A 13,833-nucleotide genomic window follows, 5' to 3' on the forward strand; every position below is an offset into this window, starting at 1 on the left:
GGTAAGCGGGCTTAGCTACTGTATCTCGTGCAGCGGACTGTCATTCCAAAGGCAAGTTCGGCGGGCGTAGTTCAATGGTAGAACCTCAGCCTTCCAAGCTGATGGTGCGGGTTCGATTCCCGCCGCCCGCTCCAGTTTGATGTATTTGGCTCATGTAGCTCAGGGGTAGAGCACACCCTTGGTAAGGGTGAGGTCGACGGTTCAATTCCGTCCATGAGCTCCATATTGCAGAAAAGCGAGCTAAGCTCGCTTTTTTTGTTTTCACTTGTCAGTTTTGATGAGTGTTGAGGGTTGTCAGGCGGGAAGTTATCCGCTAATATGGCGCCCGCTGTTGCGCAGGCATTTTTTGCGCACATGACGATACAGGCCAGTAGCTCAATTGGCAGAGCAGCGGTCTCCAAAACCGCAGGTTGGGGGTTCGATTCCCTCCTGGCCTGCCAACCTTCCCCAGGTTGGTATGTCTTTTTCTAGAATTCCTTTGTCGCTCGCTGCACCCTTGGGAGTCTCGTTTTTATGAAGCCTAGTTCCGTAAAACATGGCGAAGAGGTGCAACAGTCGCGCCATGACGGGCTCAAGTGGGCGGCGGTTGTGGCGCTGCTTGTCGTTGCAGTTGTTGGTAACACCTATTTCGCTGATATTGGCCTGCTCTACCGCGTATTGGGTGTGGTGGTGTTGTGTGCGATTGCGGGTTTGATCGCGCTGACCACTGCTAAAGGTCGCGATTTAGTAGAGCTTGCCGTCAGCGCCAAGAAAGAGATACAGCGCGTTGTATGGCCGACTCGCCCCGAAACCATTCAGACCACAGCTATTGTGCTGGCGGCCGTTGTGGTGGTGGGTCTGATGCTGTGGTTGATCGATACTCTTCTTGGCTGGGCGATGTCCGGCGTCATTGGTTAGGAGCTTTCATGTCCAAACGTTGGTATGTCGTCCACGCTTATTCCGGCTTTGAAAAGCATGTCATGCGCTCGCTTATTGAGCGTGTGAAGATGTATGGCATGGAAGATCGCTTTGGCGAAATTCTAGTGCCAACGGAAGAAGTCGTCGAAGTGCGTGACGGTAAGCGCCGTAAGAGTGAGCGCAAATTCTATCCAGGCTACGTGTTGGTCGAGATGGAAATGGCCGACGAAACCTGGCATCTCGTCAATGAAACTCCGCGTGTAATGGGGTTCATTGGTGGCACGAAAGAGAAGCCTGCACCTATTACTTCGCGCGAAGCAGACGCTATTTTGCGTCGCGTGAAAGACGGTACTGACAAGCCGCGGCCTAAAACCATGTTTGAGCCGGGTCAGTCAGTTCGTGTTGTTGATGGTCCGTTTGCTGACTTCAACGGTGTTGTTGAAGAAGTGAACTATGACAAGAGCCGTTTGCAGGTCAGCGTGTTGATCTTCGGGCGTGCAACACCTGTGGAGCTTGAGTTCTCCCAGGTGGAAAAAGAGTAAGCTTAATTAAGAGGCGGGGTGGCGTGCATTGCATGCCATCCCTGCATTATGTGAAGCAGCTAAGCGCTGCTTTATATGTACCGGGGAGCCGTAAGGCGCTATCACCCAACTGGAGTAATTATCATGGCCAAGAAAGTACAGGCTTATATCAAACTGCAGGTTGCTGCAGGTAAAGCCAATCCTAGTCCGCCCGTCGGCCCTGCGCTGGGTCAGCACGGCGTGAACATCATGGAATTCTGTAAGGCGTTCAACGCGGCTACTCAAGAGATTGAGCCTGGTCTGCCGACGCCTGTCGTGATCACCGTTTACTCTGACCGTAGCTTCACGTTCGTCACCAAGACGCCACCTGCTGCCGTACTGCTGAAAAAAGCAGCGGGCATCAAGTCCGGTTCTGGTGAGCCGAACAAGAAGAAGGTTGGTACCGTGACGCGTGAGCAGCTTGAAGAGATCGCTAAAACGAAAGAGCCAGATATGACGGCTTCTGATCTCGATGCCGCGGTGCGCACCATCGCTGGCAGCGCTCGTAGCATGGGCCTAAATGTGGAGGGTCTCTGATCATGGCTAAACTAACTAAGCGCGCGAAAGTTATTCGCGAGAAAGTAGACCCGAACAAAGCTTACTCTCTTGAAGAAGCGGTTGCGCTGCTCGCTGAGCTGTCCACTGTTAAATTCAAAGAGTCCTTGGATGTGGCGATCAACCTTGGTGTTGATCCGCGTAAATCTGACCAAGTTGTACGTGGTGCTACTGTCATGCCTAACGGTACTGGCAAAGACGTACGCGTGGCGGTTTTCACCCAGGGTGCTAATGCCGATGCTGCTAAAGAAGCAGGCGCTGACATCGTAGGTATGGAAGATTTGGCTGAGCAAGTCAAAAAAGGCGTAATGGATTTTGACGTCGTGATTGCTTCTCCAGATGCTATGCGTGTTGTCGGTCAGTTGGGTCAGATTCTTGGTCCACGCGGCCTGATGCCTAACCCGAAAGTTGGCACCGTTACACCTGACGTTGCCACGGCGGTTAAAAATGCTAAGGCAGGCCAGGTGCGTTTCCGTACAGACAAAAATGGCATTATCCATACAACATTGGGTAAGGCTGATTTTGAAGCCTCTGCTGTTCTGGGTAACCTGGAAGCGTTGGTCGCTGACCTTAAGAGGCTCAAGCCGAGCTCTTCTAAAGGTATCTACTTTAAGAAAGTCACCCTGTCCACTACCATGGGTCCAGGTTTGACTATCGACCATTCTGCGTTGGTATAAGCAGGTAGTTGTACGTTTTTTGTTAGAACCGAGCAAGAACTTTGCGGTCCCCTGTTAATGCGTAAGCCAGGCAGGGCACCGTCAAAGACCGCAGGTGCCGCACCTTTTAAGAGTGCGGCTTAATCGCCCTAAAGGCGCCTGCGCAGATGGTGTGGCCGCCAGTTGGTTGAGGTTTTTAGCCAAACCGCTTTCTGGTGAGCACCATCCCCTAAGGCTTCCAGCGTTGTTTTCGCTGGAAGAGATGGTAACCACCGGGGCCTGTTGTGGGTTCCGGCACGAAGGAGTGATCACTGTGCCACTAGCACTTGAAGGCAAGAAAGCGATTGTTGCCGAGGTCAGTGAAGCGGCCAAGGGCGCACTCTCCGTCGTAGTTGCCGATTCTCGCGGCGTTACAGTCGGTAAAATGACCGACCTGCGTAAGCAAGCGCGTGAGAATGGCGTCCAGCTGCGTGTTGTTCGCAACACTCTGGCACGCCGCGCCCTCGAAGGTACTCAGTGGGAGTGCCTGAACGAGAGCTTTGTTGGTCCTACTCTGCTGGCTTTCTCTACTGAGCACCCGGGCGCTGCCGCTCGTTTGTTCAAAGAGTTTGCGAAGCAAGATCAGAACTTCGAAGTGAAGGCGCTGGCCTACGAAGGTGAGCTGATTCCGGCTGCTGACATCGATCGTCTGGCAACCCTACCGACTTACGACGAAGCAATTGCTAAGTTGATGTCGGTAATGAAAGAAGCCTCCGCTGGCAAGCTGGTTCGTACTCTGGCCGCCCTGCGCGACCAGAAGCAAGAAGAAGCTGCATAAGCAGGCCTTTTTGCAAGCAGTCTGCGCTGCATAAGCAGAGCGCTGCTTGGACCATGCAATGAATCCTGAGCACTCGGTAGACCGAGGCTCCCGCAAAGTTAGGAATGAGACAATGGCACTGACCAAAGACGATATCATCAATGCTGTAGCCGACATGTCCGTAATGGAAGTTGTCGAGCTGATCGAAGCAATGGAAGAGAAATTCGGCGTTTCTGCAGCAGCAGCCGTAATGGCTGGCCCGGCTGCAGGCGGCGAAGCAGCTGCTGAAGAACAGACTGAATTTGATCTGGTACTGACCTCTGCTGGTGACAAGAAAGTTAACGTCATCAAAGCAGTTCGTGAAATCACTGGTCTTGGCCTGAAAGAAGCCAAAGGTGCAGTTGATGGCGCGCCGGCTACCATCAAAGAAGCAATGTCTAAAGAAGACGCTGAAGCAGCTAAGACCAAGCTGGAAGAAGCGGGCGCAAGCGTCGAGCTCAAGTAATTCTTGTGCTGACGGCTTTACGCGCTGCGTAAGCTTCCACGGCTGGCGGCGGGCTTATCCCGCTGCCGGCCTTTTTCTGTTGTATCATGTTGCTCGGCAGCATTGCAGCAGAAAGGCTGCGGTAAGAAGCAGCAAAACAGTAAGACCGTTGTTGTGAAGCGTAAGTTGTGAAGCGTAAGTTGTGAAGCGCGAGTGATAACGAAGCGCTAGCAGCACTACTGTAACACTGTTATCTATCAAGATTTTTGACGGCGAGCTACCGATTTAGGAGCTTGCTGTCTGCGTCTGAAACGCCCGCGGGGCAGATGACCACGCATCGGTCACCCATGGTGAACAAGCTGGGGAATACAGATGGCTTACTCATATACTGAGAAAAAACGCATCCGCAAGGATTTCGGCAAACTGCCCCAAGTGATGGATGTGCCTTACTTGCTGGCCATCCAGCTTGATTCCTACTACGACTTTCTCCAGCAGGATCGTTCGCCCGACGAGCGCCACGAGATTGGTCTGCACGCGGCGTTCAAGTCCGTGTTTCCGATTGAAAGCTTCTCTGGGAATGCGGCGCTGGAGTATGTCAGCTACCGTTTCGGCACGCCGGCGTTCGATGTAAAGGAGTGTCAGCTGCGTGGCGTGACCTATTCCGCCCCGCTGCGTGTCAAGGTTCGCTTGATCATCTATGATCGCGACTCCTCGAACAAGGCAATCAAGGATATTAAAGAGCAGGAAGTCTACATGGGGGAAATCCCCCTGATGACCGAGAATGGTACCTTTGTCATCAATGGTACTGAGCGGGTTATCGTTTCTCAGCTCCACCGTTCGCCCGGTGTGTTCTTCGATCACGATAAAGGCAAGAGTCACTCCTCTGGTAAGCTGCTCTATTCTGCCCGAGTGATTCCTTATCGTGGTTCCTGGCTGGACTTCGAGTTCGATCCTAAAGACAACGTCTTTGTACGTATTGACCGTCGCCGGAAGCTTCCAGCGTCGGTGTTGATGCGTGCCCTGGGAATGAGCACCGAAGAGATCCTTGAAGAGTTTTTCGAGACCAGCAAATTTAGTATTGAAAAAACTGGCTTCTTCGTAGAGCTGGTACCGTCACGCCTGCGCGGTGAAACAGCTACTTTCGACATTAAAGATGGCGAAGGTAATGTCATTGTTGAAGAAGGGCGTCGTATTACCCAGAAGCACATCCGTCAGCTTGAAAAAGCTGGCCTAGAGCGACTGGAAATACCGATGGAGTACCTGTTTGGTAAAACGTTGGCCAAAGATCAGATCGATACTAAAACTGGCGAGCTGATCTGTCCGTGTAATACCGAAATTACGCCAGAAGTACTTGAGCGTATGGCTCAGGGTGGCATCACCCACATCGAAACGCTCTACACGAATGATCTCGACTGTGGTTCGTTTATTTCCGATACGCTTAAACTGGATGCCACAGGCTCCGCGCTTGAAGCGTTGGTCGAAATTTATCGCATGATGCGCCCTGGTGAGCCGCCCACCAAAGAAGCTGCTGAGACGCTATTTAATAACCTGTTCTTCAGCGAAGATCGCTACGACCTGTCAGGCGTTGGTCGTATGAAGTTTAACCGCCGTCTGCGTCGTGATACCGACACGGGCTCTGGCGTACTGGATCGCAAAGACATCCTCGATGTTCTGCGTGAGCTGATCAATATCCGTAACGGCTTTGGCGACGTTGATGATATCGATCACCTGGGCAACCGCCGTATTCGCTGTGTTGGTGAAATGGCTGAAAACCAGTTCCGCGTTGGCTTGGTTCGCGTAGAGCGTGCAGTGAAAGAACGTCTTTCCATGGCGGAAAGCGAAGGCCTGATGCCGCAGGATCTGATCAACGCTAAGCCGGTGGCGGCAGCGGTGAAAGAGTTCTTCGGTTCTAGCCAGTTATCTCAGTTTATGGATCAGAACAACCCGCTTTCCGAGGTTACCCACAAGCGTCGTGTGTCTGCACTCGGCCCAGGTGGTTTGACCCGTGAGCGTGCCGGTTTCGAAGTGCGCGACGTACATGCCACGCACTACGGTCGCTTGTGTCCGATCGAAACGCCGGAAGGCCCGAACATCGGTCTGATCAACTCGTTGGCGACATACAGTCACACCAACAGCTACGGCTTCCTCGAAACGCCGTACCGTAAGGTTAATTCCTGTCAAGTGACTGACGATATCGTTCACCTGTCGGCGATCGAAGAGGGTGATTTCGTTATTGCCCAGGCGTCAGCTACTGTGGATGAGTCCAACAGGCTGAGTGACGACTTGGTTCAGGTGCGTCATCGTGGTGAAACCACGTTTATGCGTCCTGAGCAAGTGACGCTAATGGACGTTTCACCGCGTCAGGTTGTTTCGGTAGCGGCCGCACTGATTCCGTTCCTGGAGCACGATGATGCTAACCGCGCCTTGATGGGGGCGAACATGCAGCGTCAGGCGGTACCGACCTTGCGCGCTGACAAGCCGCTAGTGGGTACTGGTATGGAGCGCTTCGTTGCACGTGACTCCGGTGTTTGTGCCGTCGCACGTCGTGGTGGTGTGATCGACTCCGTTGACGCACGTCGTGTCGTGGTACGGGTACATGAAGATGAGATCATCGGCGGTGAAGCCGGTGTTGATATCTACAACCTGACCAAGTACACCCGTTCAAACCAGAACACCTGTATGAATCAGCGCCCCATTGTGCGGCCTGGTGACAACGTAGCTCGTGGCGATATTCTTGCCGACGGCCCGTCTGTTGATATGGGTGATTTGGCGCTAGGCCAGAACATGCGCATCGCGTTCATGCCCTGGAATGGTTATAACTTTGAGGACTCTATCCTGCTGTCTGAGCGGGTGGTTCAAGAAGACCGCTTTACCACGATTCATATTCAGGAACTGACCTGCGTATCTCGCGATACCAAGTTAGGGCCGGAAGAGATCACCGCCGATATTCCTAACGTTGGTGAGTCCGCGCTGGGTAAGTTGGACGAAGCGGGTGTTGTTTACATCGGTGCTGAAGTTGGCCCCGGCGATATCCTGGTCGGTAAGGTAACACCGAAAGGTGAAACCCAGCTGACGCCGGAAGAGAAACTGCTGCGTGCTATCTTCGGTGAGAAAGCATCTGACGTTAAAGATACCTCGCTGCGCGCGCCGACCGGCATGAAGGGTACCGTCATCGACGTCCAGGTATTTACCCGTGACGGCGTTGAAAAAGACTCTCGTGCGCTTGCTATCGAACAGATGCAGCTGGACGAAGTGCGTAAAGATCTTCAGGAAACCTATCGTATCGCTGAAGACGCTACCTTTGAGCGCCTGAAACGCACGTTGGAAGGTCAGGCTGTTAATGGCGGCCCGAATCTGAAGAAAGGCGATGTACTTGACGAGGCTTACCTCGACGAGCTACCGCGTCAGCAGTGGTTCAAGCTGCGCATGCAGGATGAGGCTTACAACGAACTGTTGGCCCAGGCTGATGAGCAGCTCGAAAACCGTCGTAAAGAGATGGACGAGCGCTTTGAAGATAAGAAGCGCAAGCTGACCCAGGGCGATGATCTCGCACCGGGCGTGCTTAAAATCGTCAAGGTTTACATGGCGGTTAAGCGTCGCATTCAGCCCGGCGACAAGATGGCTGGTCGTCACGGTAACAAAGGTGTTATCTCGGCAATCATGCCCATCGAAGATATGCCGTTCGATGAGAAGGGCGAGCCGGTTGATGTGGTGTTGAACCCGCTGGGTGTACCGTCGCGGATGAACGTCGGTCAGATTTTGGAAACACACTTGGGTATGGCTGCCCGTGGTTTGGGTGTCAAAATCGACGCGATGTTGCGTGATGCCCGTGGTCAGCAAGTTGCTGAAATTCGCGACTTCCTGGGCCAGATATATAACACGCCGGGAACCCGTGTTGAGGATATCGATTCGTTAAGCGATGAAGAAATCATTGCACTAGCGAAAAACCTCAAAGGCGGTGTGCCTATGGCAACGCCGGTGTTCGATGGTGCTAAAGAGCATGAGATCAAACACCTGCTGAAGCTTGCTGACATTCCTGAGTCTGGCCAGATGACGCTGTACGATGGCCGTACTGGCGATGCGTTTGACCGCTCGGTGACCGTTGGCTACATGTATATGCTCAAGCTGAACCACTTGGTAGACGACAAGATGCACGCGCGCTCTACCGGTTCTTACTCGCTAGTGACTCAGCAGCCGCTGGGTGGTAAGGCGCAGTTCGGTGGTCAGCGCTTTGGTGAGATGGAAGTGTGGGCGCTGGAAGCTTACGGTGCCGCGTATACGCTGCAAGAGATGCTCACCGTCAAGTCGGACGACGTCGAAGGCCGCACCAAGATGTATAAAAACATCGTGGATGGCGACCACACCATGCAGGCAGGCATGCCGGAATCCTTCAACGTACTCGTGAAGGAAATCCGCTCGCTGGGCATCGATATCGAGTTAGAGAGCTAGGAGCCGTCCCATGAAAGATTTGGTGAAAGTACTCAAATCGCAATCTCAGTCCGAAGAGTTTGACGCGATCAAGATTACCCTGGCGTCGCCGGACATGATTCGCTCCTGGTCGTTTGGCGAGGTGAAGAAGCCCGAGACCATCAACTACCGTACCTTTAAACCGGAGCGGGATGGTCTGTTCTGCGCCAAGATTTTCGGCCCAGTCAAAGACTACGAGTGTTTGTGCGGTAAGTATAAGCGCATGAAGCACCGCGGCATCATCTGTGAGAAGTGTGGCGTCGAAGTCACCAAGGCTGCCGTGCGCCGTGAGCGGATGGGCCACATTGAGCTGGCATCGCCAGTTGCTCACATTTGGTTTTTGAAGTCACTGCCGTCCCGTATCGGCATGTTCCTCGATATGACCCTGCGTGATATCGAGCGCGTGCTGTACTTCGAAAGCTTTGTCGTCATCGATCCCGGTATGACTACGCTGGAGCGTGGTCAGTTACTCAACGATGAGCAGTACTTTGAAGCGCTAGAAGAGTTCGGTGATGACTTCGACGCCCGCATGGGTGCCGAAGCTGTCCAAGAACTGCTGAAAGATATTGATCTGGAAGAAGAGATTAATCACCTGCGTGAAGAGATTCCGCAGACTAACTCTGAAACTAAGATTAAGAAGCTTTCAAAGCGCTTGAAGCTACTTGAAGCGTTCTACCACTCCGGCAACGCGCCGGCGTGGATGGTCATGGAAGTGCTGCCTGTGCTGCCGCCGGATCTTCGTCCGTTGGTACCGCTGGACGGCGGCCGCTTCGCGACTTCAGATCTGAACGACCTTTACCGTCGCGTCATCAACCGTAACAACCGCCTGAAGCGTCTGCTTGATCTTAATGCGCCGGATATTATCGTGCGCAACGAGAAGCGTATGCTGCAGGAGGCGGTGGATGCGCTGTTGGATAACGGCCGTCGTGGTCGTGCCATTACAGGTTCTAACAAGCGTCCGCTGAAATCCCTTGCCGATATGATCAAAGGTAAGCAGGGTCGTTTCCGTCAGAACTTGCTAGGTAAGCGTGTTGACTACTCTGGCCGTTCGGTTATCACCGTGGGGCCGACCTTGCGTCTGCACCAGTGTGGCTTGCCGAAGAAAATGGCACTGGAGCTGTTCAAGCCGTTTATCTACTCCAAGCTGCAGTCGTTGGGCTACGCCTCAACGATCAAAGCAGCGAAGAAGATGGTTGAGCGTGAATTGCCTGAGGTGTGGGACATCCTTGCCGATGTTATCCGCGAGCACCCGGTACTGCTTAACCGCGCACCGACGCTCCACCGTCTTGGTATCCAAGCGTTTGAGCCGCTGTTGATCGAAGGTAAAGCGATCCAGCTGCACCCGCTGGTATGTGCCGCCTACAACGCCGACTTTGACGGTGACCAGATGGCGGTACACGTACCGCTGACCCTGGAAGCCCAGCTTGAAGCGCGTGCGCTGATGATGGCCACCAATAACGTGCTGTCGCCCGCCAACGGCGAGCCGATTATCGTGCCGTCGCAAGACGTTGTTCTGGGTCTGTATTACATGACCCGCGAAAAGATCAACGCCAAGGGCGAAGGCATGGTGTTCTCTGACCTTAATGAGGTAGAGCGCGCCTTTGGTACTCAGTCAGTATCGCTGCACGCTCGCGTGAAAGTGCGTCTGGACGAAGTCGATGTCGAAGAAGAGACCGGCGAGCGTAGTTTCCATCGCCGCATCTACGACACGACGGTTGGCCGTGCGCTACTGTTCCGCATTCTGCCGGAAGGTGTGCCGTTCTCGCTAATCGATCAGCCGATGAAGAAAAAGGCGATCTCTAGCTTGATCAATGAGGTGTACCGTCGTGCGGGCTTGAAGCCGACGGTTATCTTCGCTGACCAATTGATGTACACCGGTTTCCGTTTGGCAACGTGGTCGGGCGCCTCTATCGGTGTTAACGACTTCGTTATTCCTGATGCGAAAACCGAGATTGTTGACGCTGCAGAAGCCGAAGTTAAAGAGATCGAAGATCAGTTCTCTTCTGGCCTGGTAACCGCCGGTGAGAAGTACAACAAGGTTATCGATATCTGGTCGAAGGCCAACGATAAAGTTGCCAAAGCGATGATGGTGGGTATCTCTAAAGAGACCGTTATCGATCGTGAAGGCAACGAAGTTGAGCAAGACTCGTTCAACAGCGTCTTTATCATGGCTGACTCTGGTGCGCGTGGTTCTGCCGCCCAGATCCGCCAGCTGGCGGGTATGCGTGGTTTGATGGCTAAGCCGGATGGCTCGATCATCGAAACGCCGATCGTCGCCAACTTCCGTGAAGGTCTGAACGTACTCCAGTACTTCATCTCGACCCACGGTGCTCGTAAAGGTCTTGCGGATACGGCTCTGAAAACGGCTAACTCCGGTTACCTGACCCGTCGTCTAGTTGACGTTGCCCAGGACTTGGTCATCACTGAGACCGACTGTGGCACCGAAAACGGCCTGACCCTGCACCCGATCATCGAGGGTGGCGACATCATTGTACCGCTGTCTCAGCGTGTACTTGGTCGTGTCGTTGCGATTGATGTTATTGATCCAAGTAATGATGAAGTGCTTATTCCGCGCGGCACATTGCTGGACGAAAAATGGTGTGCATCGCTAGACACCATGGGTGTCGACGAGATTATTGTTCGTTCTACCATTACTTGTGACACTGCCCACGGCGTGTGTGCCTCCTGTTACGGGCGTGACTTGGCGCGCGGCCATCAGGTCAACATTGGTGAGTCTGTCGGTGTTATCGCCGCACAGTCCATCGGTGAGCCGGGTACCCAGCTGACCATGCGTACGTTCCACATCGGTGGTGCGGCATCGCGTTCATCGGCAGTCGACAGCGTTCAGGTCAAGCATGGCGGTAAAGTGCGTCTCCACAACATCAAGCATGTAGAGCGGGCCGACGGCAAGTTGGTCGTTGTCTCTCGTTCCAGTGCACTTGCTGTTGCTGATGACCATGGCCGCGAGCGTGAGTACTACAAGCTACCTTACGGTGCCGAGCTGTCTGTTCGTGACGGTGATGTCGTTGATGGCGGTGCGATTGTCGCGAAGTGGGATCCGCACACTCACCCGATCATTGCCGAAGTAGAAGGTAAGGCGCAGTTTATCGACCTTGACGAAGGTGTCACCATGCACCGTAGCGTCGACGAAATGACTGGTCTGTCGTCTATTGAGGTTATCGAGTCGGCAGCCCGTCCGATGGCAGGCCGCGATAAGCGCCCGATGGTGATGCTGAAAGATGCTGCTGGCGAGTACGTGTCGGTGTCTGGATCGAATACGCCGGTACAGTACCTGCTGCCGGGCAACTCGATTATCTCCGTCGATGATGGCTCTACCATTGGTGTAGGTGAGGTTGTTGCACGTATTCCGGTAGAGGCGTCTGGTAACAAAGATATTACCGGTGGTCTGCCGCGTGTTGCCGACTTGTTTGAGGCGCGCAAGCCGAAAGAGTCGTCGATCTTGGCGGAAATCAGTGGTGTTATCAGCTTTGGCAAAGAGACAAAAGGTAAGCGTCGTTTGACGATTACGCCGGAATCTGGCGATCCGTTTGAAGCGTTGATCCCGAAATGGCGTCAAATCGCTGTCTTCGAGGGTGAAACCGTTGAGAAGGGTGAAGTAATCTCGGATGGTCCGAGCAACCCCCACGATATCCTGCGGTTATTGGGCGTGGCGGAACTGGCCAAATACATCACCGCCGAAGTGCAAGATGTATACCGCCTCCAGGGTGTAGGCATCAACGATAAGCATATCGAAGTCATTGTTCGCCAGATGCTGCGTAAGGTAGAGATCTCTGATTCAGGCGACTCTGACTTTATTACTGGCGATCAAGCTGAACTCGTCCGCGTGCTAGAACAGAATGCGCGTCTCGAGAAAGAAGGTAAATTCCCGGCCAAGTATCAACGCTTGCTGCTGGGTATCACTAAGGCCAGCTTGGCCACTGAGTCGTTCATTTCAGCGGCGTCGTTCCAGGAAACGACACGTGTACTGACCGAGGCAGCGGTAACCGGCAAGCGCGATTATCTGCGCGGCCTGAAAGAAAACGTGGTGGTTGGACGTCTGATTCCGGCAGGTACCGGTCTGACTCACCACGCAGAGCGTCGTCGCAAGCGCGAAGACGTTGAGCGTCTGTTCAATCCATCGGCTACCGAAGTTGAACAGGAGCTTGGTGCTCAGTTAACCGCCCTTGATTCAGATGATGAGCTGTAATCGACGGTAAGGAAAACGAGTAACAACGAGTCGCTGGCCCTTATGGTGCAGTCTTGCTGGTTAAACCGCCAGCAAGACTTGACGCCACCTAGGGTCAGCCTTTAGAATGCGCAGCCTTTAACAGTGGGGTGGGTGCGCCCGCATCCGCTGCCCGTATTTGTTGAAAGGCTAGGCAACCATTGGAGTCAGCTAAACACCATGGCAACGATTAATCAGCTAGTGCGCAAGCCGCGCAAGCGCCCCGTCACTAAGAGTGACGTACCTGCGCTACAGGCATGCCCGCAAAAGCGTGGCGTTTGTACGCGCGTTTATACTACTACCCCTAAGAAGCCGAACTCGGCCTTGCGTAAGGTTTGCCGTGTGCGCCTTACCAACGGTTTCGAAGTGTCTTCTTACATCGGTGGTGAAGGTCACAACCTGCAAGAGCACTCTGTTGTTCTGATTCGCGGCGGCCGTGTAAAGGATTTGCCAGGTGTGCGTTATCACACTGTTCGTGGCGCACTTGACACCTCCGGCGTACAGAACCGTAAGCAGGGTCGTTCTAAGTACGGTACCAAGCGTCCGAAGTCCTAAGGCGTCTTGTTGCAGCGTCTTGGGGCGCTTGCGTTGTTACCTTAATATGAATATGACGGTCTGATAAGAGTAAGGTCGGGCGGCGCTAATAGCGCAATTGGTCCCGGGTTTACCTGAAGGATCCTTAATTGAGGGCTTATCATGCCTAGAAGAAGAGTTGTAGCTAAACGCGAAATCCTGCCGGATCCTAAGTTCGGAAGTGAGCGTCTGGCGAAGTTCATGAACCACCTGATGGTCAGCGGCAAGAAGTCCATAGCTGAGCGCATCGTCTACGGTGCGTTGGACAAGGTTGCCGAGCGTAGTAATGAAGAGCCGCTGGAAATCTTCGACAAAGCGCTGGAAACCATCCAGCCGATGGTCGAAGTAAAGTCGCGCCGTGTTGGTGGTGCGACCTATCAGGTGCCGGTCGAAGTTCGTCCTTCGCGTCGCCAAGCCTTAGCAATGCGCTGGTTGGTGGACGCTGCGCGTCGCCGCGGTGAAAAAACGATGGTTCAGCGCCTGGCAGGTGAGATGCTGGATGCCGCTGAAGGCAAAGGCTCGGCTGTTAAGAAGCGTGAAGATGTGCACCGTATGGCAGAAGCCAACAAGGCCTTCTCTCACTATCGTTTCTAAACTCGGCGTTTCTGAGTTTGTGTTTG

The 13,833-nt window shown here is 53.7% G+C and carries 10 protein-coding genes and 3 tRNA genes; all 13 read left to right on the forward strand.

The genetic code is table 11. The annotated features are described in order from the left end of the window. Positions 1–60 precede the first annotated feature (60 nt). The 13 genes from B6A39_RS00830 to rpsG all read left to right on the forward strand — a co-directional run bounded on the left by B6A39_RS00830 (position 61) and on the right by rpsG (position 13,807). Positions 61–134: transfer RNA gene (locus tag B6A39_RS00830), tRNA-Gly, on the forward strand. Between the two features lie 14 nt (positions 135–148). After that, positions 149–223, forward strand: a tRNA-Thr gene (locus tag B6A39_RS00835). A 141-nt stretch (positions 224–364) separates the two neighbouring features. After that, a tRNA-Trp gene (locus B6A39_RS00840) sits at positions 365–440 on the forward strand. A 73-nt stretch (positions 441–513) separates the two neighbouring features. Next, complete coding sequence (gene secE / locus B6A39_RS00845) at positions 514–897, forward strand: preprotein translocase subunit SecE (protein WP_030074218.1); 384 nt, start codon at positions 514–516, stop codon at positions 895–897. An 8-nt stretch (positions 898–905) separates the two neighbouring features. Continuing rightward, entirely contained in the window at positions 906–1,439 is a 534-nt protein-coding gene (nusG, locus tag B6A39_RS00850) for a transcription termination/antitermination protein NusG (protein WP_009723912.1), read from the forward strand. A 123-nt stretch (positions 1,440–1,562) separates the two neighbouring features. After that, complete coding sequence (rplK, locus tag B6A39_RS00855; RefSeq protein WP_009098963.1) at positions 1,563–1,994, forward strand: 50S ribosomal protein L11; 432 nt, start codon at positions 1,563–1,565, stop codon at positions 1,992–1,994. Between the two features lie 2 nt (positions 1,995–1,996). Next, positions 1,997–2,689, forward strand: coding sequence for a 50S ribosomal protein L1 (gene rplA, locus B6A39_RS00860; RefSeq protein ID WP_030074217.1), 693 nt, complete (start codon positions 1,997–1,999; stop codon positions 2,687–2,689). A gap of 292 nt (positions 2,690–2,981) precedes the next feature. After that, positions 2,982–3,485 carry a 50S ribosomal protein L10 gene (gene rplJ / locus B6A39_RS00865; RefSeq protein WP_009723910.1) on the forward strand — a complete coding sequence of 168 codons (504 nt, stop codon included), beginning with the start codon at positions 2,982–2,984 and terminating at the stop codon, positions 3,483–3,485. 112 nt (positions 3,486–3,597) lie between these two features. Further along, complete coding sequence (rplL, locus tag B6A39_RS00870; protein ID WP_030074215.1) at positions 3,598–3,969, forward strand: 50S ribosomal protein L7/L12; 372 nt, start codon at positions 3,598–3,600, stop codon at positions 3,967–3,969. A 351-nt stretch (positions 3,970–4,320) separates the two neighbouring features. Next, a complete protein-coding gene (gene rpoB / locus B6A39_RS00875) occupies positions 4,321–8,397 on the forward strand; it encodes a DNA-directed RNA polymerase subunit beta (RefSeq protein ID WP_083000450.1) in 4,077 nt (1,358 codons plus the stop codon). 10 nt (positions 8,398–8,407) lie between these two features. Then, complete coding sequence (gene rpoC, locus B6A39_RS00880; protein ID WP_083000452.1) at positions 8,408–12,622, forward strand: DNA-directed RNA polymerase subunit beta'; 4,215 nt, start codon at positions 8,408–8,410, stop codon at positions 12,620–12,622. Between the two features lie 198 nt (positions 12,623–12,820). Next, positions 12,821–13,195: a 30S ribosomal protein S12 gene (gene rpsL, locus B6A39_RS00885; protein ID WP_009098973.1), complete on the forward strand. Its 375-nt coding sequence runs from the start codon at positions 12,821–12,823 to the stop codon at positions 13,193–13,195. A 141-nt stretch (positions 13,196–13,336) separates the two neighbouring features. Then, a complete protein-coding gene (gene rpsG / locus B6A39_RS00890) occupies positions 13,337–13,807 on the forward strand; it encodes a 30S ribosomal protein S7 (RefSeq protein WP_009098975.1) in 471 nt (156 codons plus the stop codon). Positions 13,808–13,833: the final 26 nt, after the last annotated feature.

The sequence above is a fragment of the Halomonas sp. GT genome, assembly GCF_002082565.1.
GTDB lineage: Bacteria > Pseudomonadota > Gammaproteobacteria > Pseudomonadales > Halomonadaceae > Vreelandella.

Excerpts from the sequence above, each read along its gene's own strand:
- rplL (WP_030074215.1), top strand. The coding sequence starts at position 3,598 with ATGGCACTGACCAAAGACGATATCATCAATGCTGTAGCCGACATGTCC.
- rpoB (WP_083000450.1), top strand. The coding sequence starts at position 4,321 with ATGGCTTACTCATATACTGAGAAAAAACGCATCCGCAAGGATTTCGGC.
- nusG (WP_009723912.1), top strand. The coding sequence starts at position 906 with ATGTCCAAACGTTGGTATGTCGTCCACGCTTATTCCGGCTTTGAAAAG.
- rpsL (WP_009098973.1), top strand. The coding sequence starts at position 12,821 with ATGGCAACGATTAATCAGCTAGTGCGCAAGCCGCGCAAGCGCCCCGTC.
- rpoC (WP_083000452.1), top strand. The coding sequence starts at position 8,408 with ATGAAAGATTTGGTGAAAGTACTCAAATCGCAATCTCAGTCCGAAGAG.
- secE (WP_030074218.1), top strand. The coding sequence starts at position 514 with ATGAAGCCTAGTTCCGTAAAACATGGCGAAGAGGTGCAACAGTCGCGC.
- rplK (WP_009098963.1), top strand. The coding sequence starts at position 1,563 with ATGGCCAAGAAAGTACAGGCTTATATCAAACTGCAGGTTGCTGCAGGT.
- rplA (WP_030074217.1), top strand. The coding sequence starts at position 1,997 with ATGGCTAAACTAACTAAGCGCGCGAAAGTTATTCGCGAGAAAGTAGAC.
- rpsG (WP_009098975.1), top strand. The coding sequence starts at position 13,337 with ATGCCTAGAAGAAGAGTTGTAGCTAAACGCGAAATCCTGCCGGATCCT.